Source organism: Rhizobium johnstonii 3841 (assembly GCF_000009265.1).
Taxonomy (GTDB): domain Bacteria; phylum Pseudomonadota; class Alphaproteobacteria; order Rhizobiales; family Rhizobiaceae; genus Rhizobium; species Rhizobium acaciae.
Genome location: NC_008384.1, coordinates 508,645 through 534,029 on the forward strand (window position 1 = coordinate 508,645; position 25,385 = coordinate 534,029).

The 25,385-nt window shown below is 61.2% G+C and carries 18 protein-coding genes; 6 read left to right on the plus strand and 12 right to left on the minus strand.

The genetic code is table 11. The annotated features are described in order from the left end of the window. Window positions 1–104: 104 nt before the first annotated feature. The 8 genes from RL_RS32165 to RL_RS32200 all read right to left on the minus strand — a co-directional run bounded on the left by RL_RS32165 (window position 105) and on the right by RL_RS32200 (window position 9,600). Window positions 105–1,553 (minus strand): M20 family metallopeptidase, encoded by a 1,449-nt coding sequence (locus RL_RS32165; protein ID WP_041936929.1) that lies wholly within the window; start codon window positions 1,551–1,553, stop codon window positions 105–107. A 132-nt stretch (window positions 1,554–1,685) separates the two neighbouring features. Then, a complete protein-coding gene (locus RL_RS32170; protein ID WP_011655211.1) occupies window positions 1,686–3,230 on the minus strand; it encodes an ABC transporter substrate-binding protein in 1,545 nt (514 codons plus the stop codon). A 24-nt stretch (window positions 3,231–3,254) separates the two neighbouring features. Continuing rightward, the gene (locus RL_RS32175; RefSeq protein ID WP_011655212.1) at window positions 3,255–4,118 is read right to left on the minus strand and encodes a serine hydrolase; all 864 of its coding nucleotides are present in this window, start codon (window positions 4,116–4,118) and stop codon (window positions 3,255–3,257) included. 1 nt (window position 4,119) lies between these two features. Beyond that, a complete protein-coding gene (locus tag RL_RS32180; RefSeq protein WP_011655213.1) occupies window positions 4,120–5,748 on the minus strand; it encodes an ABC transporter ATP-binding protein in 1,629 nt (542 codons plus the stop codon). Further along, entirely contained in the window at window positions 5,745–6,563 is an 819-nt protein-coding gene (locus RL_RS32185; protein ID WP_011655214.1) for an ABC transporter permease, read from the minus strand. Before RL_RS32185 ends, RL_RS32180 begins: the two co-directional genes overlap by 4 nt. After that, window positions 6,560–7,504, minus strand: a complete 945-nt coding sequence (locus RL_RS32190) for an ABC transporter permease (RefSeq protein WP_011655215.1) — start codon at window positions 7,502–7,504, stop codon at window positions 6,560–6,562. The genes RL_RS32185 and RL_RS32190 overlap by 4 nt, the downstream gene beginning before the upstream one ends. A 178-nt stretch (window positions 7,505–7,682) precedes the next feature. Beyond that, window positions 7,683–8,588, minus strand: a complete 906-nt coding sequence (locus RL_RS32195) for a LysR family transcriptional regulator (RefSeq protein ID WP_011655216.1) — start codon at window positions 8,586–8,588, stop codon at window positions 7,683–7,685. Between the two features lie 37 nt (window positions 8,589–8,625). Then, complete coding sequence (locus RL_RS32200; RefSeq protein ID WP_011655217.1) at window positions 8,626–9,600, minus strand: LysR family transcriptional regulator; 975 nt, start codon at window positions 9,598–9,600, stop codon at window positions 8,626–8,628. 39 nt (window positions 9,601–9,639) lie between these two features. On the opposite strand from RL_RS32200, the gene RL_RS32205 reads away from it, so the two are divergent. Further along, complete coding sequence (locus RL_RS32205; protein ID WP_011655218.1) at window positions 9,640–11,013, plus strand: MmgE/PrpD family protein; 1,374 nt, start codon at window positions 9,640–9,642, stop codon at window positions 11,011–11,013. A gap of 66 nt (window positions 11,014–11,079) precedes the next feature. Here RL_RS32205 and yghX read toward each other — a convergent pair whose 3' ends face one another. Beyond that, window positions 11,080–11,967: a YghX family hydrolase gene (yghX, locus tag RL_RS32210; RefSeq protein WP_011655219.1), complete on the minus strand. Its 888-nt coding sequence runs from the start codon at window positions 11,965–11,967 to the stop codon at window positions 11,080–11,082. A 330-nt stretch (window positions 11,968–12,297) separates the two neighbouring features. Here yghX and RL_RS32215 point away from each other — a divergent pair, with 330 nt between their 5' ends. From RL_RS32215 to RL_RS32235, 5 genes are all read left to right on the plus strand, one after another. After that, on the plus strand, window positions 12,298–13,455 hold the full coding sequence (locus tag RL_RS32215; protein ID WP_011655220.1) for a Gfo/Idh/MocA family protein: 1,158 nt from the start codon (window positions 12,298–12,300) through the stop codon (window positions 13,453–13,455). Window positions 13,456–13,468: 13 nt separating this feature from the next. After that, window positions 13,469–14,353 carry a carbohydrate ABC transporter permease gene (locus tag RL_RS32220; protein ID WP_011655221.1) on the plus strand — a complete coding sequence of 295 codons (885 nt, stop codon included), beginning with the start codon at window positions 13,469–13,471 and terminating at the stop codon, window positions 14,351–14,353. Continuing rightward, on the plus strand, window positions 14,350–15,207 hold the full coding sequence (locus RL_RS32225; protein WP_003553169.1) for a carbohydrate ABC transporter permease: 858 nt from the start codon (window positions 14,350–14,352) through the stop codon (window positions 15,205–15,207). Before RL_RS32220 ends, RL_RS32225 begins: the two co-directional genes overlap by 4 nt. A 73-nt stretch (window positions 15,208–15,280) precedes the next feature. Then, complete coding sequence (locus tag RL_RS32230; protein WP_011655222.1) at window positions 15,281–16,486, plus strand: ABC transporter substrate-binding protein; 1,206 nt, start codon at window positions 15,281–15,283, stop codon at window positions 16,484–16,486. A 192-nt stretch (window positions 16,487–16,678) separates the two neighbouring features. Beyond that, window positions 16,679–17,812 (plus strand): ABC transporter ATP-binding protein, encoded by a 1,134-nt coding sequence (locus tag RL_RS32235; protein ID WP_011655223.1) that lies wholly within the window; start codon window positions 16,679–16,681, stop codon window positions 17,810–17,812. An 83-nt stretch (window positions 17,813–17,895) separates the two neighbouring features. On the opposite strand, the gene RL_RS32240 is transcribed toward RL_RS32235, so the two are convergent. Genes RL_RS32240 through RL_RS32250 form a run of 3 tightly spaced genes read right to left on the minus strand, consistent with a single transcriptional unit; the run spans window position 17,896 to window position 25,384 of the window. Next, window positions 17,896–20,784, minus strand: coding sequence for a patatin-like phospholipase family protein (locus RL_RS32240; RefSeq protein ID WP_011655224.1), 2,889 nt, complete (start codon window positions 20,782–20,784; stop codon window positions 17,896–17,898). 14 nt (window positions 20,785–20,798) lie between these two features. Next, complete coding sequence (locus RL_RS32245; RefSeq protein WP_011655225.1) at window positions 20,799–22,592, minus strand: GMC family oxidoreductase; 1,794 nt, start codon at window positions 22,590–22,592, stop codon at window positions 20,799–20,801. A gap of 2 nt (window positions 22,593–22,594) precedes the next feature. After that, window positions 22,595–25,384 carry a hypothetical protein gene (locus RL_RS32250; protein ID WP_011655226.1) on the minus strand — a complete coding sequence of 930 codons (2,790 nt, stop codon included), beginning with the start codon at window positions 25,382–25,384 and terminating at the stop codon, window positions 22,595–22,597. Between the last annotated feature and the right edge of the window lies 1 nt (window position 25,385).

The following is a 25,385-nucleotide window of genomic DNA, read 5'->3' on the forward strand; positions in this document are numbered from 1 at the left end:
TTTCGACGCCATGGTCGAGCGGGCAATTTCATCGACCGATCGCAAGCCAAGGGACGGATGGACGGCGGGGAATCCCTCCCCGCCCCCGCAGCATCTTTTTTAGGTTACCGGCTGTGAACCGATGCAGGCATCACATTGTCGGGGATTGGGCACACATAGGCTTTGCCGCTGGTCTTTTCCCGCCACTCGGCCTTCGCGGCTGCCAGGAGGTCGGATGACGACATCAATGCGAGCCCCGTTGTCGCAAGCGTTTTGGCCGCATGCGCCATGGCCTTGTGCGCGGCCGGGCTTTTTCCCTGCGCAACGACTTGCCAAGTATGGGGATTGGTGCCGATCGCCCAGGCTGGCGCCCAGCATTGCGCGGTTGGCGTCACCCAACTGACGTCGCCGACATCGGTCGATCCGGCCCGGAAATGCGATTGTCCCTCGAAATCGCGCAGTCCGGTGTGCAAGGGCGTCGAGCCATCGACCTTGGCGTTGGAGAACACATCGCCCTTGATCTGATAGAGGCGGATGCTGCTCCTGATCGCTTCCTCAGTGAAGGTATCCTGGATTTTCCTGGCGAAAGCGATGTCGGCCTCGTCGAAGGCTATCGCCCCGAGCGCGACCATGTTTTCGTGCATCGCCGTTTCAAGCGTGATGTTGGGAAGAAGGTTCGTCGAGGCGGTGTCGAACACGATCTCGACTGCTGTTTCGGTCATCATCGCCGCACCTCGTGCAACTTTCTCGACGCGCCCGGCAAGCTCGAGCGCCTGCGGCATGTCAGGCGCCCTGATCAGATAGAGAACTTCGGCGCTGGCCTGCACGACATTGGCGGCCCTGCCGCCGGTGTCGGTGATCGCGTAGTGAACGCGACAATCCTGCGGCATGTGTTCGCGCAGGAAATTGACGCCGACATTCATGAGTTCGACCGCATCGAGCGCCGAACGGCCGAGATGGGCGCTGTTGGCAGCATGTGCCGCGACACCCCTGAAGCGATAGTAATATTCGAGAACGGCAAGATTGTTCGTCGAGCGAACACCGTTGAACGGAGCCGGATGCCAGGTCAGGGCGGCATCGACGTCGTCGAATGCGCCGGCACGAACCATGAAGGTCTTGCCGGAACCGCCCTCCTCTCCCGGGCAGCCGTAATAGCGCACCGTTCCGGGCAGGTTGTTCTCCTTGAGGTGGCGGGCAAGCGCAACCGCCGCCATCAGCGATCCGACGCCAAGCAGATTGTGCCCGCAGCCGTGACCGGTTGCTCCCGCCGCCTCGGGAAGAGGCTCGGCCAGGTCGGCGGTCTGGCTCATTCCGGCCAGGGCATCGAATTCTCCGAGGAAAGCAATCACCGGCTTGCCGCTGCCGACTTCGCCGATGAAGGCCGTTTCCATGCCTGCGACGTTGCGGCGCACGGCAAAGCCGTTTTCCTCGAGTGTCCTTGCCAGTAATTGCGACGAGCGCCGCTCCTCGAATTTCAGTTCCGCGAAGTCCCAGATACTGTCGCTGAGGGCGATATAATCCGGCTTCATCCTTTCGATCGTCGCGGCAATGGAGCTGATCGCGTCAAGATTCATGGTATTCCTCGCTGTCGGCCCTGCCGCCACAGGGACGTGTTGCACCGGACCCGGCAGACTGCCTGCCGGATCTCCTGTTGACTGTCGTAACGGGATGGCGGCGCCCGACCCACCGGGCGCGGCAGTTCAGGCTCAATTGTCGAGCGAAACTTCCCAAAGACGGGCATTCGATTGCCAGACGGGCTGGCCCTTCAGCTTCTTGGTCGCGCCCCAGACATCGACCATGTCATAGAGGAAGATGCCCGGCATTTCCTTGAGCATCAGCGTGTGAAACTCGTCGAAGATCGCCTGACGCTTCGTCTGGTCGGCTTCCGCATAGGCGGCCTTCATCAGCTCGACAGCCTTCGGATCATCCCACATCAAGGAAGCGTTCTTGTCCTTGTTGCCGACATAGAAGCCGTACATCAGCGCCGGATCGAGCCGCGGCGCGACCGATTGCGAGATGATCTGGTAGTTGCCGGACCGGCGACGATCGACCTGCGTCGCATAGTCGAGCACTTCGATTTGCACATTGAGACCTGCCTGCTGCATCATGGCCTGCGCCATGACCGCAGCCGGGAAGCTCGGCACGTTGCTGCGCTTGTTGGCGATGATGGTAATTGGCTCACCCTTGTAGCCGGCCGTCGCAAGCTCTTTCTTTGCGGCCTCGATGTCGTAGGGCAGACGCTCCTTCTGGACATCGTCGAAATAGAGCGAGTCTTGCGAAACCATCGAACCGTTGGCTGCGCCGGTGCCATTGGAGGCGGCCTCGACGAGCTGGTCGAGATCGAGTGCCATCGCCATGGCGCGGCGCACCCCGGGATTGCTCAGAACCTTGTCGCGCGTCTGGATGTAGAAGAGGTTCTTGCCGTTGTTGCGAGCCACGATCAGCTGCATCGTGTCGCTCGTCTTGAATTCGGGAATGAGATCCGGCGAAATCTCCGCGGTATCGAGCACGCCGGACTGAAGGCCGGCCTTTACCGTCGAAGCATCGGGAATGACCATGAACTTGATGCCATCGACGAGGGGGCGCTTGGAGCCGACCATGCCGTCGGGCTTGCCGTCGTTCTGGGGCGAGACATAATCGTCGAACTTGGCGAGATGGATATACTCGCCTTTCTTCCATTCATCCCATTTGAAGGGACCGGTGCCGATCGGCTTGACGAAATTTCCGTCCGCGCCGACCGATTCCGGGGAGATCATCCCGGTGTAACCGCATTCGGGGCGCGACATCAGGCCGAGGAAAACCGCGGATGGCTTTTCCAGCACGATGGTGACTGTGGAAGCATCGACTGCCTTGACGCCCGTAACATGCACGGAGCCGCTGCCGTCAAAGTCAGGAAGGCAGGTCCATTTCGTTTCGGGCTTGAGATAGCGGTTCCAGTTCCACACGACGTCATCGGCGGTCAATGTCTTGCCGTTGTGGAATTTGACGTCGTCACGCAGTTTGAAGCTGTAGGTCAACCCATCCGCCGAGACTTCGAAGCTCTTTGCCAGCAGCGGCTTGACCTCGCCGTTATTGGCATAGCCGACGAGCCCTTCGACGATATGCAGGATGACGCCATCGGTATTGCCGTCGCGATTGACGCCCGGATTGTTGCTGCGCAGATCGGAACTTTGCGCCACGACGATGTCGCGGGCGTCGACCACGCCGGTCATCGCCATCAACATGGTGCCTGCAAGAAGAAGCTTATGCATTGTTCTACCCTCTTTTTATGATCGTCAGGATTGGAATTCATCCCAGCAGGCGCGTGAAAGCCTGCCGATGGTTTCAAGCGCGACCGTATAGCCGGGGGTGCCGTCCGGCATCTCCTGCGGCACGTCGTCGGTATAGGCGGCGATGATGTAGAAGGGGGAACCGTCGCGATAGACGATACCGGCATTCATGCGGCCGCGCTTTCCCGTGCCGCCCTTGTGGGCGACGAGCACACCGAAGGGCAGCCGGGAGGGAATGGCATAACGCAGGATCTGGTTCTTCAGGGTTTGAAGCGCATAAGCGCAAAGCGCCTGCGAGCAGCCGAGCCGGTCCGCGGCTTCCCGCGAATCCTGCGCATCCAGGATGGTCTGCAGCAGATAGACCTGATCCCGCGCCGTCGTCGTGGTGACGGCCTTCAATGAATGATCGGGCGACAGCGCCAACGGAGGGATGAGGAAGCGATGGTTGGTGCCCGTCATGCCGATCGACTTGCAATAGCTGTCGACCTCTTCGAGCGTCAGCCTTTCGAAGACCATCTTGGTACAGACATTGTCGCTCAGCACCATCATGCCGGTGATGGCGTCGCGCAGCGATATGACGATACCCGGCGTCAGGTAGCGGAACATCCCGCTCGCCACTTCCTCGGCGAAACGTTTTTCGTAGGTGATCTGTTCGTCCAGATCCAGGCGGCCTTCATGGGCGGCCTTCAGGGCCGCCATCATGATCGAGGTCTTTCGGGTGCTGGCGGAAGGGGTTTCCTCGTCGGCGCCTCTGCCGATCGTTTCGCCGCTGCCAAGTGCACGCACCATGAAGCGCGTCACGAACGGTTGAGCATCGCAGATCGCGTTCAATCGCTCGGCAAGCTTTGCGGGTTCAATTATCGTCGTCATGTCAGTTCTCCAGGCGCCATTTGAGGATCACGCCGCCCTGAGCATTGTGGTCCAGAGCGGGGATGGCCGAGAGAAGCCTTTGCGTATAGGCCTCCTTCGGGCTGTCGAAAACCGTATCGCGGTCGCCCTCCTCGATGATCCGGCCGTCCTGCATGACGACGACGCGATCGGCCACCTGTTCGACCACGCCGAGATCATGGCTGATGAACAGGCAGGAAAAGCCGTAACGTTTTTGCAGATCGGATAGGAGTTCGAGCACCTGCGCGCGGACCGTCACGTCAAGCGCCGATACCGGTTCGTCGGCGATCAGGAATTTCGGCCGGCGCGCAATGGCGCGCGCAATCGCCACGCGCTGCCGCTGGCCGCCCGAAAGCTCATGCGGGTAGCGCCCGGCATAGTCGGCCCCAAGGCCGACTTCCTCCAGCGTCTCCAGGGCACGCTTGCGCTTAGCCATGGCGTCGAGATCGGTAACGAGCCGCAGCGCTTCTTCCACAAGTGCGAGGATGGTCATGCGCGGATCGAGCGAGGAATAAGGATCCTGAAACACCATCTGGCAATTCAGCCGATAATCCATCCAGTCGTCGTCGCGGCTGCGTCCCTTGAACCGGATATCGCCTTCGCTCTCCCGGACCAGTCCGGCAATGGTGCGCCCGAGCGTGGTCTTGCCGGAACCCGAACCGCCGACCAGCGCCACGACTTCGCCCTCGTGGATATCGATGCTGACGCCATGCAGCGCCCGTTTCGGCTTTGCCTTCTTCATCAGCGACCGTCGGCCCGGATAGTCGACGACGATATCCCGCGCCGAGACCATCGGCGCCCTGGTCTTGTCGATCGTCCGCGTCTCTCCGCGGAACGGCAGGGAGGAAAGCAGTTTCTTCGTATAGGCGCGCTGCGGTGCGTCGAGCAGATCGGCGGTGCGTCCTTCTTCGACGATCACGCCCTTTTCCATGACGACGATGCGGTTTGTGTAACGCGCTACCATCGGCAGATCGTGACTGATCAGCAGCACGGCGGTGCCTTCCGCCTGTGTCAGTTCCACCATCAATTCCATGACATCGCGCTGGATCACGGCATCGAGCGCCGTCGTCGGCTCGTCGGCGATCAAGAGCGCCGGTTTCAGCAGCATCACCGACGCCAGCATGATGCGCTGGCGCATGCCGCCCGAGAATTCATGCGGGTAGGAAGTAAGCGCCCCGGCGGGATCGCGGATCCCGACCCGGTTCAGCATATCGAGGATCCGGCTGCGCCGTTCTTCCTGCGAAAGTCTCGTATGCAGCTGCAACCCTTCTTCGAGTTGGCGGCCGACGGTCATCGAGGGATTGAGCGAGGTCATCGGCTCCTGGAAGACGACACCGATTTCCGCACCACGCAATTGGCGCAATTGCGCGCCGTTCATGGAAAGCACGTCGCGTCCCTTGTAGGCAACGGAGCCGCCGATCACCTTGATGGGCGCCGGCAGCAGCGAGATCAGGGCGCGTGTTGCCAGCGTCTTGCCCGATCCGCTTTCTCCGACGATGCCGAAGATCTCGCCCGGCGCGATGTCGAAGCTGACGTTCTTGACGACCTGCACACCGGTTCCGGTGACCTGAAGCGTCAGGTTGCGGACATTCAAAAGTGTTCTATTGGTCATTTCAGCCCCCTCATCCGCGGATCAAGCTTGTCCCGAAGAGCGTCGCCCAGAAGATTGATGCCGAGGAGCGTCAGGGCGATCGCCAGGCCCGGGAATAGACCCAGCCAGACAGCCTGCTCGATGAAAGGTCGCCCGGCAGCCAGCATGTTGCCCCAGGTCGGCGCCGGTGGCGGAACGCCGAGGCCGAGAAAGCTGAGCGCGCTTTCCGAAAGGATCGCCCAGCCGAACATCGAGGTCGCAAGCACGGTGATCGGGGCGATGCAATTAGGGAGGATATGGCGGAACATGGTGTAGATCTCGCCATTGCCCATCACCTTGGAGGCCTCGATGAATTCCCGCTCGCGCAGCGATAGGACGGCACCTCGGACAACGCGGGCCATCGAGGGAGAATAGGCAATGCCCAGCGCGAAGATGATGCCATATTGATTGGCGCCGAAGACGGCGAGCAATCCCAGCGCCAGAAGGATGCCTGGAAAGGCGAGAAGCGCATTGTTGACGGCCATGATGACGGCATCGATCCAACCGCGGGCGTAACCACTGACGAGACCGATCAGCGTGCCGCAGACCGTCGCGAATGTGACCGTCAATGTGCCGATCCAGACGCTCGCCCGGGCGCCGACGATCAGGCGGCTGAGCACGTCACGGCCGAATTCGTCGGTTCCGAGCCAGTGGGTGCTGCTTGGTGCCGCCAGCCGGGTCGTGAAGCCGAGCTTCATCGGATCATAGGGGGTCCAGAAAATGCCGATCGCGGCGGAGATCAGCAATGCGGCAATCAGAATGCTGCCGATGAAACCGTTGAACGTGACGTTTTTCATTCGGCGACTACCCGCGGATCGAACAAGGGATAGAGCAGGTCGACGACCAAATTGACCAGCACATAGGAAAGCGAGACGAACAGCAGGCAACCCTGGATAACGGGGTAATCGCGGGCAAAAATACTGTCGACCATCAGTCGCCCGAGCCCCGGAATGGTGAAGACCGTCTCGATGACGGCAATGCCGCCGAGCAGATTGCCGAGGATCAGACCGATGACTGTCCAGGTCGGGCCGAAGGAATTCTTGAAGGCGTGCCGCCAGAGGACGGCGCTCTCGGAAAGCCCCTTGGCCCGGGCGTGGGTGATATAGTCGAGACGCAGCACTTCCAGCGTCGAGGCGCGTGCCATACGGATCAACACACCCATTTCGTGAATGACCAGGGTCATGATCGGCAGCACGAGGTAGAGCAGGCCGCCGGTGAGGTTGCTGCCGATCGAGACATAGCCGAGGACCGGTAGCCAGCTGAGTTTCAAGCCGAAGAAAAGCAGAAGCAGGAGGCCGAGCCAGAATGTCGGGATCGACAGCAGGATCGTGGCCGTGCCGACCAGCGCCAGGTCCGTCAGACTGTTCTGTCGCCAGGCGGCGATGACACCCGCCGGCACGGCGATGAGGCTCGCCAGAAGAACGGCGACGATGACGACTTCGGCGCTGACCAGAAAGCGCGATGCGACGAGCGGCAGAACCGGCTCGTCATTGACGATCGAGCGGCCGAAGTCACCCTGGACGACATTGGCGGTCCAGATCAGGAACTGTTGCGGCAACGACTTGTCGAGGCCGAGTTCCGAGCGCATCGCCGCGATCTGGGCCGGCTCAGCCATATCACCCAGCATCAGTGCCGCCGGATCGCCGGGTATGAAGCGGATCAGCGTGAAGACGGTCACCGAAACGAGGACGATTGTCGGCAATGCCATCAACAGGCGGTTCAGAACGAATTTCAGCATTTTTGTTCCCCGCGATGGGCGACGGAGAGTGCCCGGCGCCATCGGTTTCGTTGCCGCAGACTATGATCGAATGAAGAAATATCCGCAATATTATGCGATTTTGTCATAAGTCTATGCGGAATACGACCGCAACCAAAGCGGCTGCGTTGGCGTAAGAGTTCAGGCTAAAAATTTGATTTCAAATGTCTTTTTGCGAAAGCCGGATCTGTCGCTTCAAAGCATCGCTCAGAGCATGGGCAGCAATCGAGAGTGGCGTTCCGACCGCCCTCGCCAATCCGAATTCCTGGGTCGCGCGCGGCACGAAAGGACGGTGAACCACCGGCAGGTGGCGATAGAGATTCGCATAAAAGCTGCTGATGATCGTGACACCCAGGCCATGCGCGACGTAGGAACAGGCGGAACTGTTGGTATGCGTCTCGATCTTGACGATCTGCTTGACGCCGGCGCGCCGGAAGGTCTGGTCGAGCGCCATGCGGTTCGGCCGTTGGCGGCCGATCAGAATGAGGGGCACGTCGCGCAAATTCCTGACCGTGATTTCCTCCAGTTTCGCAAGAGGATGATCCTTCGGAACGACGCAGACGCTTTCGCCGGTGGCGACCCGCTCGACCTCGATGCCCGGTCCGCTCTCGCCCTCCATGCGCAGAAAGCCGAAATCGATCACCCTCTGCTCGACGAGCTTGTTGATCGCGGTCGTCGTCTCGAAGAAGGTTTCGATCCGCACACCGGGGAAATCGCTGATGTAATCGGCCAGCATTGCCGGCGCGAAATGCTCCCACATGCTGCTCGGCAGGCCGACGCGGACGATCTCCGGGCCGGCGGCGCCGCTTCTTAAGTCCTCCGCGTGGCCCGACATCCGATCGACCGCCAGCAAGATGGTCTCGGCATCGCGGGCAAGAAGCAGGGCCTCGGGGGTGGGGATGAGACGGCCTTTGTCGCGCACGAAAAGCGACATCGAAAGGTCCGCCTCGAGCTGCTGGAGAAGGCGGCTGACGCCGGACTGACTGAGCCCCATCGTCTTTGCCGTGGCAATCGTCGACCCCGTCGCCAGAAGCGTGCGCAGGACTTCCAGTTGCTTGATATTCATGCGTTTGCGATCCCCCGGTACGGTTCAGGCACCGTCATCATGTCCAGTCCGAAATGCTTTGAAGGAAGAGGCTGGCGGCCTTGGGCATCGGAAATTTCTCGCCGCTGATCAGCGCGTAGGCAACCGGCAGTTCCGGTTCGAGCGGAATGAACTGCAGCGGCAGCGCCGCATATTCGCGAGCGATGATCTCGCCGACCAGTGCAATGCCGAGACCCTGCGCGGCCAGCGCGCAGGCACTCGCCACCGAATGCGCTTCGAGCAAGGGGCGTTGCCGGATGCCGGCCTTGTAGAACAACGCCTCCAGCTCATGACGAACCGGCCGCTCCCTGTTCAGCATGATCAGATCCTGCCCCTTCAGCTCGCCGACCGACAATTGGCGGCTGCCAGACTTGGGATGATCACTGTGCAGGGCGCAAATGACCCGCGACGACAGGATCTTCTCCTGTTTCAATCCCGGGCTCATCAGCGGCAGGCGTGCGAAGCCGAGATCGGCCTCGCCGTCGGCCACCATCCGTTCAATTGCCAGATAGCTGCCGGATGCGACTTCGACGCGCATCGGACCATTCGCCGCGAGAAAGTTCTTCACCAGCTTCGGAATGCGCGTCGAGGAAAGACTGGAGGGAAAGGCGAGCCGCAGCATGATCTCGCGCGATCGACCGCTCTCGAGCTCCATCGCCGCCGTTTTCAAGGCGCGTAGCCGGTCGGAAATGGCACGAATTTCCGGGCCGAGCTGCAGCCCCTCGCGGGTCGGTTGCAGCCGGTTCTTTTCCCGCTCGAAAAGCCGGACGCCGAGATAGTCTTCCAGTTGCTGCAGCAAACGGCTGGCATTCGATTGCGAGATCCCAAGCTCGACGGAAGCGGCAATCGTCGAGCCCGTCGCGGCGATGGCGTCATAGGCTTCGATATGCTTCAGGCTGATCGCCGCACTCGTCTCTCTCGCCATTCTATCTCCAATGTCGATAGCCCTACCCGCAAACCGCATAAGATTGCGGAGCTGCGGAAAGTTGAACATTTTCGGCTGAGAACCAAACTCACGGAAAGACTTTCGTCAATGGCCACTATTCTCCGGAAGATCGCGGAACAGCTCCTGTCGCGAACGATGTTCTCAGACCTCGCCATCGACCGGGCAAGAGATGCTGCGGTGGACACCATCGGCTGTATGATTGCAGGCAGGGGCGATGAAAGCGTTGCCGCGCTTATCCGCGCCTTCGACGGGGAAATCGCCGGCGGCGGCGCAGCGCGGCTCGTCACCGGCGGCTCCGCCTCGCCCTCTTTCGCCGCACTCATCAACGCAACGGCGGCTCATGCGCTCGATTTCGATGACAATTTCCATCCGGCGAGGGCGCATGCTTCCGCGGTGCTGGTGCCGGCGCTGCTGGCGGTTCTGACGCGCGGCAAGGCCACGAGCGGAAGACGGTTTCTCGAGGCCTACCTGGCCGGGCTGGAAGCGCAGGCGGCGGTCGGCTTCGGCGTCAATCCCTCTCACTACAACAGGGGCTGGCACGCAACGGCGACGGTCGGCAGCATCGGGGCCGCGGCTGGCGTGGCACGGCTTTTCGGCGCCGACGAAAACGGTTTGGCCGCGGCGATGAGCCTGGCGACGAGCTTCGCCTGCGGCCCGAAAGGGCAGTTCGGCACGACCGCCAAACCGCTTCATGCCGGCATTGCAGCGCGCAATGCCGTGGATGCGGCGCGCATGGCGCTGGCGGGCATGAGCGGGCGGCCGGATATCCTCGAACGGCCGCAAGGCTTCCTCGATCTTTTCGGCGGCGATGATGCCAGGGGCTGGGACGGCCTGACATTCGAGGCGGAGCATATCATCGAAAGCCGGGGGGTGGTGACCAAGCGCCATCCCTGCTGCGCCTCCACCCATCGCGCGATCGATGCGCTTCTGGATCTGAAGCAGGAGCATGGGCTTTTGGCGGGCGACATTGCCAGGATCGAAACGAAAGTCGGCATATCCGCTGCCCGCAACCTCGCTTATCCCGCCCCCACCGACGAGATGCAGGCCCGCTTCTCAATGCAATATTGCCTGGCGACCGCTTTCCTCAAAGGCTCCCTCAGCCTTTCGGACTTCACACGGCAGGAGATCGGACGGCCGGAAATCCGGGAATTCATGCCGCGCATCGAAATGCGGTCCTATTCGGCTGATGAGGAAAAAGGCGTGGAGCGCCTCCCGCATGTCGTCACGGTCACGATGCGCGACGGTCGCATTTTGAACAAGTCCCGCTTGCATGCGAAGGGTTCGCTCGAAGCGCCGATGAGCGTTCGCGAACGTGAAGTCAAATTCATCGACTGCTTGCGCTGGGGAAATCGGAATGTGTCCGGCGCCTCTTTCCTGCAGCTTCGCGGGCTTGCCAATTCTGAAAACCTGTCCGGCGACGATCCCTTCTGGAGCCTGATCACAGGCCATCAGTCGCCTTGACAGGCCGCGGGACGGAAAAGCGGCGGGGAATGGCTCCCCGCCGCGGCTCGTTCAAGTCCGGCCTTCTCAGGCGAGGTATTTCGTAAACCAGTCGACCGTCCGCTGCCAGGCGAGCTTGGCAGCCGCTTCGTCGTAGCGGGGTGTGGAATCATTGTGAAAGCCGTGATTGACGTCAGGATAGACGTAGGCCTCGAATGTTTTTCCGGCTGATTTCAGCGCAGCTTCATAGGCCGGCCAGCCTTCGTTGATCCCCTTGTCCAGCCCGGCATAATGGAGAAGCAGCGGCGCCTTGATCTTCGGTACGTCTTCGGCGCGTGGCTGCCGGCCGTAGAAGGGCACGGCTGCGGCAAGCTCCGGATAGGCGACCGCCGCGGCGTTGGAGACGCCGCCGCCGTAGCAGAAGCCGGTGATGCCGACCTTGCCGGTGGTGAGATCGCTTTGCATCAAAAATTCGACCGCCGCGAAGAAGTCGTTCATCAGCTTTTCGGGGTCGACCTTCTGCTGGAGTTCCCGTCCCTTTTCGTCGTTGCCGGGATAACCTCCGACGGATGTCAGGCCATCCGGCGCAAGGGCGATGAAGCCCGCCTTCGCCACGCGCCGCGCCACATCCTCGATATAGGGGTTCAGGCCCCTGTTCTCATGAACGACCACCACGGCCGCGACTTTGCCGGTCGCGTTTTTGGGGCGAACGAGATAGCCGCGGACATCGCCATTTCCCTTTGGCGAGGGATAGGTGATGTATTCGGCCGATATATCCGGATCGGTGAACTCGACCTGGGTCGCCAGTGCATAGTCGGGGCTCAGCGATGAAAGAATGGCAGCTGCCGTAACGCCGCCGACGGCGAATTTGCCGGCCCGGTCGAGAAACTCGCGCTTGGTAATTTTCCCGTGCGCGTAATAATCGTAGAGTTCGAGAAGTTCCTGAGGGAAATCCTTGGCTGTCATACGGGTCATGATGGCTCCTCCGTGCCTTCGGGTCTCGCATCATCCTACACACGTAAACTCACGAGTCTTTTCAACATTTCGCGAGTCCCGCGTGTATTTACCGGGGCGATCGCTGCCTGCGGCGACCGGCGCTGAACTCGCGGCCCCCAACTTCAAGCGACGCCCCCGCTTCCATTCGGCAATCCGCGTCCGGCCGGTCGCAGCCAACAATCGACCGCCGGCTATCGATCTATGAAAATTAATTTCATGCTTGCGCTTCGATGCCCGTTTTCTATTGACGCCTCCCGATTTTTGTCCCAACTTAAAGAAAATAAATTACTAAATGGGAACCTGATCGGCATGAAAGTGGGAATCATTGGGCTAGGATTCCGGCTCGGCTATCTCGGCTATGTTTTCAAGGCAATCGATAGCAGCTTCGACATTGTCGGCTATGTGGATCCGGAACCCGCCGGACTTCCCGGATTGACGGAAAAGGGAATTTCAGTCGGCAAGGCCTATGGTTCGCCGGAAGAGCTCCTCGCCTCCGAAAAGCTCGATCTGCTGATGATCGGCTCCCCCAATCACCTGCATCTCGATCATATCAGGCTCGGGCTTCAAGCCGGTCTCAAGGTCTTCTGCGAAAAGCCGATCGTCACGACGATCGCCGAAAGCATCGAGCTTGCCCATCTGATGGCAAAATTCGGCCATGAGCGACTGATGGTCGGTCTCGTGTTGCGCTATTCTCCTCTATACAAGGATCTTCGCACCATCCAGGCCGAGGGCAAGCTTGGTCAGATCGTGTCGATCGAGGCCTCCGAACATATCGAGCCCTACCACGGCGCCTTCTTCATGCGCGACTGGCGCCGCTATGAGCGCTATTCCGGCAGTTTCATGCTGGAAAAATGCTGCCACGACCTCGATCTTTACAATGGCGTCGCCGGCGCACGGCCGGAGCGTGTCGCAAGTTTCGGCGGCCGCAAGAGCTTCATTCCGGCAAACGACCCGGCGCGCGAGGGCATCAACGACCTCGAGCTCTTCCATCGCAAGCCGAGCGGATGGATGGGATCGGACAAGGTTTTCGACAGCGATGCCGATATCATCGACTATCAGGTCGCTATCGTCGAATATGCCAATGGCGTCGGGATGAACTTCCACACCAATCTGAACGTGCCCGACCAGTTCCGCCGTTTCGCCATCATGGGTTCGCGCGGCATGGCCGAAGGCGATTTCGTCCGTGGCTATCTCGACGTTCACGAACAGCTGACCGGCAACAAGGTGGTCGAGAACAAATATGCCGCCACAGAGCTCTCCCAGCACTACGGCGCCGATGAACAGATGGCGAGCGACCTGCTGGAAAGCGTGCGCACCGGGCTCGAACTTCCTGTTTCCACCCTGAATGCGCTCGAAGCCGGCATCCTCGCCTTGGCGATGGACGAAGCGAGGATGAAGAAAACGGTCGTTGATCTGCGTCCCATTTGGGACCGCTTCGACGAAGCCCTTCACGCGAGAGCGGCTTGAGGAGGGCGGCAAGATGAGTGTTCAAAGAAGCACCTTCATCTTCGCTTGCATCCTTCTTCTTCCGGCTGTGCTCTATGTTCTGGCGATCGTCGCCTATCCGCTGGTCGATACCTTCATTCTCTCCTTCACCGACGCGTCCCTCAGGAAGACCACCAACTGGGTCGGCTGGGCCAATTACGAGAAGATCTTCAACGAGCGGTTTGCCGAAGTCATCATCCGCACCTTCATCTGGACGTTCTTCTCGGTCGCCCTGAAAATGGTGATCGGCACGTTCGGCGCATGCATGCTGAATGCCGCGGTCCCCGGCCGCTCCTTGTTCCGGCTTTTGACCATGCCGCCATGGATCGTGCCGATGGCGATCGGCATTTTCATGTGGGGCTGGATGTATAATGGCCAGTTCGGGATGATATCGGGCATGCTGCAGCGCTTCGGTCTCGTCGACGGCCCTGTCGCCTTCCTCGCCTATGGAAACACGGCCTTCTGGGCAACGATCATCACCGACGTCTGGATCGGCGTGCCGCTGGTGACGATCTACTTCCTGGCGGCGATCCAATCCATTCCGAAGGATCTCTACGAGGCCGCCTGGACCGACGGCGCCGGCCGCTGGTACCGCTTCCGCCGCATCACGCTGCCGCTGATGGTGCCGGCGATCATCACCATGTCGATGCTCTCGCTGATCGCCACCTTCAACTCGTTCGACATCATTTGGATCCTGACGCAGGGCGGGCCGAGCGGCGAGACGACGACGATGATCATCGACACCTATCAGACCGCGATCGGCTCGAAAAAATACGGTGAAGGCGCAGCGCGCGCCGTTTTGATCTGCATCTTCCTGTCGCTCTTCTGCTTCGCTTATTTCCGCGTCACCCGCCGCCTCAATCCGGAGAAGCGCGCATGAGCAATGCAGCCATGATCGACCGTTACCGCTGGTGGGAAATCATCCTGATCTATTGCGGCATCGCGCTGTTTCTTTTCTTCGTGCTGTCGCCCTTCGTCGAAGGTTTCCTGGTTTCGCTGAAGCCGCTCAGCCAGCTCTTCTCCTCACCCTATCGCTTCTGGCCGGAGAACGGCTCGTTCGAAGCCTACCGGACGATGTGGATCAGCGTGCCGGGCTTCGGGCGCTATATCTTCAACTCGTTCTTCATCTCGATCATCGTCACGCTGATCGTGCTCTGCCTCGTCATTCCGGCGGCCTATGCCTTCGCGAAGTTCGAATTCAGGGGCATGGGCATCCTGCTTGGCGCCTTCCTGACGGTGAACATGTTCTCCGGCGCCGTGCTGTTGATCCCGCTCTTCCGGCTGATGCGCAGCATCGGCGTGCTTAACACCTATCTCGCCATGATCGTGCCGGGCGTCGCCTTCCTGATCCCGTCGGCGATCTGGCTGCTGCGTACCTACATGATCCGTATTCCGCAGGAACTCAACGAGGCGGCCTACATGGATGGCGCCAGCCATTTCTACACGCTGCGCCGGGTCATCCTTCCCATTGCGATGCCGGGGATCATCGTCGTCGCCATCACCACCTTCATCGGCGCTTATGCCCAGCAATTCATCTTCGCGCTGACGTTCAACTCGAAGACAGAATACATGCCCTTGCCGGTGGGGCTCTTTGCTTACTTCGGCAAGCAGGAGGTCATCTGGAACGAACTGATGGCGGCTTCCTTCGTCGGTATCGCGCCGGCGATGGTCGTCATCTTCTTCCTTCAGCGCTACCTTGTCGGCGGGCTGACCGCCGGTGCGGTGAAACAATAAGACCAAAAAACGAGTGAACAGCTAACACAAGAATGGGAGTCACGACGTGAGCATTACCATCAAGACAGGCCTTATGGCGCTCGCCCTGCTCGGTTCGACGGCACTGACCGCCGTCACTGCCCAGGCGGCCGACAAGGAAATCAGCTGGATCTATTGCGGCGACACGATCGACCCGGTCCACACCAAATACATCAAGCAATGGGAAGAAAAGAACACGGGCTGGAAGGTCGCTCCCGAGGTCGTCGGATGGGCACAGTGCCAGGACAAGGCAACGACGCTCGCTGCCGCCGGGACGCCGGTGGCGATGGCCTATGTCGGCTCGCGCACGCTGAAGGAATTCGCGCAGAACGACCTTATCGTTCCTGTGCCGATGACGGACGACGAGAAGAAGACCTACTATCCGAACATCGTCAACACCGTGACCTTCGAGGGCACGCAGTGGGGCGTTCCGATCGCCTTCTCCACCAAGGCGCTCTACTGGAACAAGGATCTCTTCAAGCAGGCCGGCCTCGACCCCGAGACGCCGCCGAAGACCTGGGCTGAAGAAATCGAGATGGCAAAGACCATCAAGGAAAAGACCGGCATTCCGGGCTTCGGTCTCTCCGCCAAGACCTTCGACAACACGATGCACCAGTTCATGCATTGGGTTTACACCAACAACGGTACTGTGATCGATGCCGACGGCAAAGTTACGCTCGACAGCCCGCAGATTCTCGCCGCGCTGAAGGCCTATAAGGATATCGTCCCCTACTCCGAAGAAGGCCCGACCGCCTACGAGCAGAACGAAGTCCGGGCCATCTTCCTCGACGGCAAGGTGGCGATGATCCAGGCAGGCTCGGGTGCAGCCGACCGCCTGAAGGCGACGAAGATCAGCTGGGGCATCACGACGCTGCCGCTCGGCCCCGACGCCAAAGGCCCCGGCACGCTGCTGATCACCGACAGCCTGGCGATCTTCAAGGGTTCAGGGGTCGAGGACAAGGCGACGGAATTTGCCAAGTTCATCACCTCGCCGGATGTACAGTCCGAATACGAACTGCAGGGCGGCGCCGGCCTCACCCCGCTGCGGCCGTCGGCAAAGGTCGACGAATTCGTCGCCAAGGATCCTCACTGGAAGCCCTTGATCGACGGCATCAGCTATGGTGGTCCCGAGCCGCTCTTCACCGACTACAAGGGCTTCCAGAACTCGATGATCGAGATGATCCAGTCCGTGGTGACGGGCAAGGCCGAGCCGGAGGCAGCACTCAAGAAGGCTGCCGGCGAAGTCGAGGCGTTCAAGTAAGCCTCTTTGGAACCTTTGGGATCGCGGACGGCAACAGCCCGCGATCCCTTCTACAGCGCCGCATGTCTTTTCGCAATGCGGCGCTGTAACACCTTGAATTTCTGCATAATTCCTTAGGTCGAATCCGATTTGAGGAATTATGCAGTCACGATGATCGAATGTGCGACGAAGGCCGCCGGTGGAGACAGATTTTTGGGACAGCTCCTTCTCAACAAAGTTCAGAAGTTCTATGGCGACTACGAAGTTCTGAAGGGCGTGCAGCTCGATGTGAAGAACGGCGAGTTCGTCGTCTTCGTCGGTCCGTCAGGCTGCGGCAAATCCACCCTGCTGCGCATGATTGCCGGTCTCGACGCGACGAGCGCGGGCGACATCGTCATCGATGGTATCAGGGTCAATGATCTGCCGCCGGTCAAGCGCGGCATCGCCATGGTGTTCCAGTCCTACGCGCTTTATCCGCACATGACTGTTTTCGAGAACATCGCCTTCCCGCTTCGGGTCGAAAGGATGGAAGAGGAAAAGCTCAAGGCCAAGGTGGAAAACGCGGCGCGCATCCTTCACCTCGAACAGCGGCTGCAGCAGAAACCCGGCATGCTTTCCGGCGGCCAGCGCCAGCGTGTTGCGATCGGCCGCGCCATCGTGCGCGAACCGAAGATATTCCTGTTCGACGAGCCGCTGTCCAACCTCGACGCAGCACTGCGCGCCGACATGCGCATCGAGCTTGCCAAGCTGCATAGGCAGTTGAAGGCGACGATGATCTATGTGACGCACGACCAGGTCGAGGCGATGACCATGGCCGACCGTATCGTCGTGCTGGATTCCGGCGATATCTCCCAGACGGGGGCGCCGCTGGAGCTTTATCACAAGCCGGCAAACCAGTTTGTCGCCGGCTTCATCGGCAATCCGAAAATGAATTTTCTTCCCGTGACCTGCAAGGGCGTCAGCGCCAATGGCGTCGAGGTGGATTATCAAGGCCAGACGGCCGTTCTGCCCGTGACGCCGCGCGACGGCATGGCCGGCAAGGCTTTGACGCTCGGCATCCGGCCGGAGCATATCCAGCTTGGCGGCGGCGATATCGTCTTCAAGGTGACGCCGACCGTCATCGAACGCCTCGGGGCCAATACCGTCGCTTACGCCTCGCTGAATGGAGAGTCCGAGAATTTTTGCGCGATGCTGCCAGGCAGCGTCGGCATCCGCGCGGACGCGCCTGTCGCAACCGGCATCAATGCTGCAGATTGCCACCTCTTCGACGAGGCGGGCATAGCCTTCGAGCGGCGCGTGGAACTGACGGAAATCGATATGAATGTGATCAATCCGACGGCGGCCTGACGCATCGGACTTCTATATCGGGAATGCTTTTGAGAACGTGGGGCGCCGCATTTTCCGATTGGCGACCAGGCCTACCCTTTCTGTCAGTCCTTGATTCCTCCCTGGACCTGACAGCCATCCTCGCTTTGAGTTGGCGTCAGGCTCGCCAAAAATTCCTTCCAGTTCGCGTCATGCTTCGCGGCCGCGTCATCTTGCGCCCAAAGCTTGACTTTTTTGGCTGCGGCCTCGTCCTGGTATGTTTCCGATATATCGTTATGCAATGCCAGAACGAGCGTTTCGACGTCATGGGCGGAGAGGATTTCGGTCTCCGATGGTTTTGCCGGATTTGCGAACGACAGCGAGTTGGGAAGCAGCCAATGTGTGCCAATCCCGCCGTCCCTGAAAACGCGAGGCATGGCGATCTCGTGTATGCTGATCTCGGAACTATGATCGCAGTAAAGCCTCTCGATTGCCGCGCGAAGTTCCGTCTCCAGTCCCAGGCCCAGCTGGCCTCCGGCGCCGAGCACTGAGCCGAAACCGAAGCTCTCGCTATAGCGGCCGGCCGAGGCCGAAACATCGGCGATGACGACGTGCAGCGGCGGCAGGGCCTGCGGTGCTTGCGGAGCCGATCGGAACGCGTCGCGGATGGAATAGTAGAGCGTCATGGCGCCACGGTTTTCGACCGCTCCGCCATCAGTCACCCAGTATCGCATCCTTGCTTCTCCTGATGCTTCGATGTCGATTGCGGCATCGGGAAAGACGGGCGGAAAATTTGCGCTCAATGCTGCAGCACGCGCGATCGATATATCCGCGTTGTCGAGCGTTACGAGCTGCATATGCAGCGATCCGTCGTCCGGTGGAGACGCCGGCGCGGCAAGATTGGTCAACACCAACCGCCCGCCCGCCTGGCCGGCATCCAGGAACTGGCGGCAGCGCGTAGCCCTCTCGGGTAGCGAAAGGTTGTGATTGGCTTGGCAGGGCTGACCGTTATTGGAAAAAGACCCAACGATCGCGGTGTTGAGCATGAGGCCGAAGGACGGCGCTTCCATTGTTCCGGTGCCCATGTGGCAGACGAAGGATTCGGCGAGTATCGCGCCCAGTCTCGACCGTGCGGGGATCCAGCCCGTTACGTCTTCATCCGGCCTTTGAGCTTCATGGCAGGCTGAGGACGCCCAGCGCCAGCGCCCGAAAGCGAAGCGCATGTCGCTTGCTCCATCAATCACTTGTTCGATGAAGGGCAGCGCCATGGCTTGCGAGAAATCGCCCCATGCCTTGACATCCATAGTGTCGCGCGGCCGGCGAAGCTCTTTCTCGTGAAGCGCAAAATAGCCGAGCGCGGCGCTGCCACCTGACACACCGCTGACGAGGACAACGTTGCAGATCTGGTCGTGTTCGGCCAGCCCCCGCAGCAGCGAGGCGGTATAGATCGCCGCACGTGTGCCGCCGCCGGAGGCGACGACGGCAATTCTCGGCATGGTGGGCTGCAGCGGCCCGCAGCCGCCGTTGGGTTGGTTGCTTTCGAACAATAGCGCTGCCGGCTGCTTGTTCACGTGCCGCTCGGAGCGGATAGCAAGTTCCGGCGGCTGGATCGCCCGCAGGAAGCTGAAGACGGCGGGACCGCCGATCAGGCCATAGGCCAGGGCGCCGACGAGGGCGGGATAGACGAGCGTCGAACGCTGGAAGTTGCGCAGGCTTGCAAGCAGGTCTCCCGTTGGAGCCTGTCCGGCGGGCAGGCGCTCCAGCTGCGTACGAAACTGCGCGAGCATTTCCGCCGGCGTCATGAACTGGATCGCCCTGTTCGATGCGGCTTTGGTCTGCCGCTGATACTGATCCTCGTAGCGGCCCTCGATCTTCAAACGCCCCGCGCCATGCAGCGCGATCGTCCGGCCCCGGTTGCGGACGGTGCTCAAGGTCTCGCTGCCTTCATAGTCGTAAGCGATTTCGACCGGCGTGATCGATAGGTGCTGCTTGTCGATGAGGCGCATCAGCCGGCGCGCGACGAAGTGATCGCACCAGAAGCCGTAGTACCAGGCGACGGCATAGGCGAATACGATATAGCGCATGATCGTCGTGTTGCCGTAGCCTCTAGAGCCGGCGTTGAAGAGATAGGTGATGTAATGGACGTCGGCGAGGCGCAGCACCGCAACGACGATGACGAGAACGCTGATGACCCGCTGCGGGCCGATGAAGAAGAGGCGCCCGACCGTCTTCAGGATTTCCATCAACCGGTCGAACAGGATGCCGAGGAAAAGGACAATCCATGCGACAAGGGCGGTCACGCCGAATGCGTACCAGAGATAATGGTCCGGCACGAACAGGGTAAGCAGCGATCCGGGCAGAAGCAACTCGACCGGATAGCGGATCGGGGCGATGACAAGGGCCGATACCAGCGCGGCGATCGGTCCGCGACCCATGAAATCGTATCGGTTCTTGGGCAGGAAGAGCTCTACTTTCGGCAGGCTGTCGGCAAGTCCGCCGCCTGCATTGGAGCGGAACAGGCTCGATGCGAGCAGCCAGGCCGCCGGGAGCGCAAGGACAAGTGCGCAGACGATCGCGACGCCGACATGCAGGCGGGGCCGCGCCGTCATCATGCCGTAGGTTTCCGGGCGCGAATTGACGAGGAGAAGCAGGGCAAGGGCCGCAAGGATGACGAGCTGTCCTCCCAGCAGATACTGGTTAAAGAGCGCCTGGCGGCCAGCGGCCGCATGCAGCAGGAAAAGAAGCGCAAAACCGATCGCGAGCAAGCCGAGATTGCCCCAGCGCATCTCGACGGTCGGGCCGAGCGCCATGGCAAGGGTCAGAATAGCCGCGAGCACCGGCACGAACCAGGCGTAACCGTCGGGGGCGAGCCATCGCCAGGCGATGTGCCGCCCCTTCGGCAGCGGCTGGTTCAGCCAGGCATCGAATTCCCGCCACCATCGAACGAAACTCCGGACGTGTTCGCCGAGCCAATTGTAGATGCTGGCTTCCCGATGGGTAGGGTGTTCGTTCATCAGCGTGTTTCCAGTCAGCTGTCGGCGAGAATGACGTCTGCCGCCTTCTCCGCGATCATGTAGACGGCGGTGGCAAGGAAGTAGCCGGGAATGCGGGGGAAAACGGAAGCATCGACGACGCGCAGGCCTTCGATGCCGTGCACCCTGAAGCGGCTGTCGAGCACGCCGCCATCCTCGCGGGGGCCGATGGCGCAGGTGCCGCAGGCATGATGGCCCCAGGCGTTTTCCGCGACATAGCGGCGAAGCGCCTCGTCGCTCTCGTTCTGCCGGCCGGGCTCCTCTTCGCTTGCGATGAGATCGTCCATCGCATCGTTGACCTTCCTGACGAAGCGGATGGCATGGACGACGGCATCGAGATCGAGGTCGTAATCGCCGGTTCCTTCGAAGAAGGAATGAAACACGACGGCAGGCAGGGCCGCGGGATCGGCACTTCTCAGCCGCACCGTTCCACCCTGGTTTTCGGTATAGGCCTTGAGGATCGCCCATGTCATGTAATCCGGCTTGCGGATGCGCGCGGAATAACGAGGAAAATAGCCGCGGAAATCGGCCAGCAGCGAAAAGCAATGCAGGTCCGGTTCCGGCAGCGTGTTGCGGGATTTGAGCGTCAGGGAAAACATGACGCCGTTGCTCGTATAGTTGCCGATGCGGAATCTGCGCCACCGCCGGTAATGGACATCGCGGGTCGTATAGGTCACGCCCTTGAGGGCCGACCAGGGTTCTTTCATCCGGCTGACGACGCCGACCTCGTAGCGGTCCTGCAGGTTCCGTCCGACGTCAGGAAGCGCTTCAACGACGGGAATTCCGTGCTCGTCGAGATGGCCGGGATCGCCGATGCCGGAGAGCATCAGAAGCTGCGGCGAGGCGAAGGCGCCGCCGGCAAGGATGATTTCGCGACCGGCCCGAATGACCTCCTCGCGCCCCTCCCCGTCGATGCAGCGAACCGCCACCGCCCGCTTGCCGTCGAATTCGATGCGCGTGACGGTGGTGTTGAGGCGAAGCGTCAGGCGGTCGGGGTGCCGCTTGATCACGTCGAGCAGCCGCTCGCGCGGCCCGTGCCTGGTGTGGCGGCGCGTCGAAAGCGGTGTGACGCGCACGCCGCAGGCGCCGACGTTCCAGTTGCGGTGGTCGTTCGGGTCGATCTCGGTCGTCTCCCAGTCGGAGCCCCGCTTGCCGAAGGCGTCGGCCGCCGCGCCGACGCAGCGCAGCAGCGCCCGCCACAGCGGCCAGTCGCGCAAGGCCCGCAGCGGAACGGCGCGCTCCGTGGTCATCCACCCCCACCATCCATGGCCCGTCGGATTGAGGCCCGTTGCGGCGGCAAGCCAGCGCCACAAGAAGAAGCGGTAGCGGCAGCGCTCGATGCGCTCGAAATAGCCCTGCATGTGCGGGGCCTTCCAGCTTTCGTCGCCGGTGACCGCAAAGATGTGGTTCCAGTCGCAATGATTGGGCCTCACGACGATCATCGCATGATGAGCGGTGCAGCCGCCGAGCCCGCGCACGCGCGGATACAGCACGCCGTCCTTTTCCTTGCTGTAGCGCCAGTCGCGCTCCTGCATCTCCTGATTTTCATAGTGGCGCACCCAATGGTTCTCGGTCATGCCGGGATGTTCGGAGGCAAAGGCGTGAAAGGCCGGTACGCGAGAGGCATCGGCAAGCGGCATGTCGGTGCCGTCGTCGGCTTTGGCCAGCGGATCGCCGCCGGCTTCGATGACGAGCACCGTCCGGCCCTCTTCGGCGAGCCGCGCGGCGACGACGGCGCCACCGGCGCCGCTGCCGATGACGATATAATCGTGGGTCGGCCCGTCGGACATCGTCAGAACTGCTTCAGATAGGAAATCAGGGCATTCTTGTCCGATTGCGAGAGATCGGCGCCGAATGTGTGCCCGCCATTGACCACGTAATCCGGGCATTTGCTCAAGCCCACCAGGCGGTCGACGAGTTTCGTGTCGCGCACCACCTTCTCGGCTTTGGCGAGCACTGCGGGATCTGCGAGTTCCTCCGGCGTACATTGCCCGCCGAGCTCGGAAAAGGCTCCGATTAGCGCCGGACCGGCGGCAATCAGGCGCTTGTAATTGGCGAACTTGTCCTCCTCGTCATTGTCGGGCAGCAGCTCGGTGTTGGTCAGCGCGTTGATCGGGAAACCGGCCGGGAACGGGCCGACGGTGATCGAGCCGTCCTTTTTGAAGGCCCAGCCGGCGACCTTGTTCAGCATGCCGGTGAAGGGCTTCACCTTGTCGGGCACGAAGCCCGGCGGTACGATGAGGCAGGAGGGCGCGCTCGTCCGGTAGATATAGCCCGGCACCGGCGCCTCGGTCATCTTATCCATGCGGCGCGTCTGCGGTGAGAGCATCTGGCGGATCGACCGATCGAAGACTGTAAGCCTGTTTTCGACGCAGGGCAGATAGGGATCGCCGGCATCCGCCGCGGGGCAGGCGGTGCCGCGCCCAGCGCCGTAGCCGCCGGCATTGTCCTGATTGTAGTAGTCGGTTCCGTGATAGCTCTCCTCGTGGCCGACCGAATTGTTGAGCAGGAAAGGCGCAGTCGACCAGAGGCTGACGAGTGAAGGCGGCCTCAGATAGCCGCGCCCGTTGCCGGCCGCCTGCAGCGGCGTTGCCGCCCCCGAAACCGGATGATTGACCGTCACCTCATGCGGAGGCGGCAGCGCTTTGTAGGTGGAAGAGGTGAAATTGTCCCAGACGTCGCCCGAAAGCCCGTTGGTGGCGATCGCGCTGCAGGCATTGGTGCGCACGATATCCATCGGCACGCGCCGTTCCGTGGAGAGGAAATTGCTGTCGAGGAAGTCCTTTCCGTCCTCATCCTTTTCGGTGACGAGCTTGACCATGCCGCGCTTGAAGGCATCCGACTGGGCCCAGGACCAATAGCGATCCCAGCATTCGCGATAATGAGGGCCGGCTCCGCCGCCTGCGCAGATGCCCTGATCGACGCCGAGGTCCGGCGCCGGCACCGGCTGCTTGCTCGAATGACAGGCGGCGCAGTTTTCGGCAAAAACGATCTTCCCGCGATCGACCTCGGCCGGATCGCGCGCTTTGAGCACCTGCTCTCCGACTGCCGTATCCTTCAGATGATCGGCGCGGGCCGCGACCAGGAAGAATATCGCCATGTCGGGCGTCATCGTCTCGGTGGCCTGCCAGTAGACCGAATTCTTCTGGGCGTCGGTGATGCGGATCGGCGAGATCTTCTGCCCGCCGAGGAAGGGGCGGAAATGCAGCAGCCATTCTTCGCTGAACAGGCCGATATTGAGATAGACGCGATTGAGCGCGCCGAGCGTGCCGACGGAATCGGCTCCGTCCTTCAGGACGCGCATCGAGGCGACCGTGCCGGTCGCCTTGTCGTAGAGGGAACCGAAGGCTGCGGTCTGCGGATAGTCCTGCGCCTGCTTGTTGTCTTTCTCGTCTCCCTTGATGGTTTCCTTGCCCGTCTTTGCCCCGATGCGCAACCGCTCCAGGACGTTGTAGACGGCGTTCATCGTACGAGGGTTATTCATGTAGTCGCTCGAAACCAGCGAGGTATCGAGCGAACCGGGCGGGTTCGTATGGAACAGCTGGAAAAGGAAGTTCCCTTCGTTAGGGGCCGGTTCCACGGGCGTCGCTCGCGGTTTGGTGTTCCAGAAGAAAATGCGGTCGACCCAGAAATACTGGGCGCCGGGATTGGAGGAGATTTCAGGGAATTCCGGGCTCTCGACGTTCTTCGGCGGATTGATCGGACTGGGGCCGACATGGCAGAAGGCGCAGGACATGCCGACGCGATAGGGACGCACGAGATCCTTGTCGTTGTAGTAGGAAGGATCGGTATAATAGCGCACCGCATCCCAATGTTCGGCCGCCTTGCTGTCGAAGGCGGGATTGGGGAAGAGACGCAGGCCCATTACGCCCGTTGGCTCGCCGTAGTAGGAGCCGACCGGGACTTTCTTCTCCTCGCCCCTTACCTTGACCGTGGTGCCGCGCGAGCCGATCCGCACGCCGGGATAGCGTGCGTCCGCCTCGGTATTGCCGCCGAAGCTGTCGGCCGGGCACTCCGTCTTGCGCTGATCGATCCACAGCCCCCAATGATCGGGATCGGCGCTCTTCGGGGTTGTGAAGCAGGGTTCGTTGACGAGGCCGAGATAGCGGAAGCGGTTGTCGCGGCCATAGGCCATCGTCGGATGGGACGAGATGGTCTTCAGGAGGTCGAAGGAGCCGATTGTCGCGCGGGCGGCGAAGTCCCAGAAACGGTCGTTGCCGCCAGTCCAGACGGTCCAGGTGTTCTGTCCGCGGATCGCCGCCTTGCGGACGGCCTCCGGATCGAGCCCGGTGGCGGTTGCGACCTCCTTGATCTCGTCGGGATAATCGGCGCCGGCTGTCGGCGGCAGCAGCAGGCCCTTGTCCATTGCCGCGAAGTAAGGCTCTCCCGCCCCGGGAAATTCCTCGACCTTGCGATGGGCTTGCTTCGCCTCATCCTCGACATGGCCGAACTGGCCCGCATCCGGCTCGATCAGCCACCAGACGATGAGCGCAACCGCAGCAACGGCGATAACGGCGAGGGTGACGACGGTCGCCACGATCCAGGCGATAAACCGCATGATGCGCTGTCTGATGTTTGCCATC

Bases quoted from the DNA above. Each gene is read 5' to 3' on its own strand.
- RL_RS32165 (WP_041936929.1), bottom strand. From the start codon at position 1,553: ATGAATCTTGACGCGATCAGCTCCATTGCCGCGACGATCGAAAGGATG.
- RL_RS32170 (WP_011655211.1), bottom strand. From the start codon at position 3,230: ATGCATAAGCTTCTTCTTGCAGGCACCATGTTGATGGCGATGACCGGC.
- RL_RS32175 (WP_011655212.1), bottom strand. From the start codon at position 4,118: ATGACGACGATAATTGAACCCGCAAAGCTTGCCGAGCGATTGAACGCG.
- RL_RS32180 (WP_011655213.1), bottom strand. From the start codon at position 5,748: ATGACCAATAGAACACTTTTGAATGTCCGCAACCTGACGCTTCAGGTC.
- RL_RS32185 (WP_011655214.1), bottom strand. From the start codon at position 6,563: ATGAAAAACGTCACGTTCAACGGTTTCATCGGCAGCATTCTGATTGCC.
- RL_RS32190 (WP_011655215.1), bottom strand. From the start codon at position 7,504: ATGCTGAAATTCGTTCTGAACCGCCTGTTGATGGCATTGCCGACAATC.
- RL_RS32195 (WP_011655216.1), bottom strand. From the start codon at position 8,588: ATGAATATCAAGCAACTGGAAGTCCTGCGCACGCTTCTGGCGACGGGG.
- RL_RS32200 (WP_011655217.1), bottom strand. From the start codon at position 9,600: ATGTTCAACTTTCCGCAGCTCCGCAATCTTATGCGGTTTGCGGGTAGG.
- RL_RS32205 (WP_011655218.1), top strand. From the start codon at position 9,640: ATGGCCACTATTCTCCGGAAGATCGCGGAACAGCTCCTGTCGCGAACG.
- yghX (WP_011655219.1), bottom strand. From the start codon at position 11,967: ATGACCCGTATGACAGCCAAGGATTTCCCTCAGGAACTTCTCGAACTC.
- RL_RS32215 (WP_011655220.1), top strand. From the start codon at position 12,298: ATGAAAGTGGGAATCATTGGGCTAGGATTCCGGCTCGGCTATCTCGGC.
- RL_RS32220 (WP_011655221.1), top strand. From the start codon at position 13,469: ATGAGTGTTCAAAGAAGCACCTTCATCTTCGCTTGCATCCTTCTTCTT.
- RL_RS32225 (WP_003553169.1), top strand. From the start codon at position 14,350: ATGAGCAATGCAGCCATGATCGACCGTTACCGCTGGTGGGAAATCATC.
- RL_RS32230 (WP_011655222.1), top strand. From the start codon at position 15,281: ATGGCGCTCGCCCTGCTCGGTTCGACGGCACTGACCGCCGTCACTGCC.
- RL_RS32240 (WP_011655224.1), bottom strand. From the start codon at position 20,784: ATGAACGAACACCCTACCCATCGGGAAGCCAGCATCTACAATTGGCTC.
- RL_RS32245 (WP_011655225.1), bottom strand. From the start codon at position 22,592: ATGTCCGACGGGCCGACCCACGATTATATCGTCATCGGCAGCGGCGCC.
- RL_RS32250 (WP_011655226.1), bottom strand. From the start codon at position 25,384: ATGGCAAACATCAGACAGCGCATCATGCGGTTTATCGCCTGGATCGTG.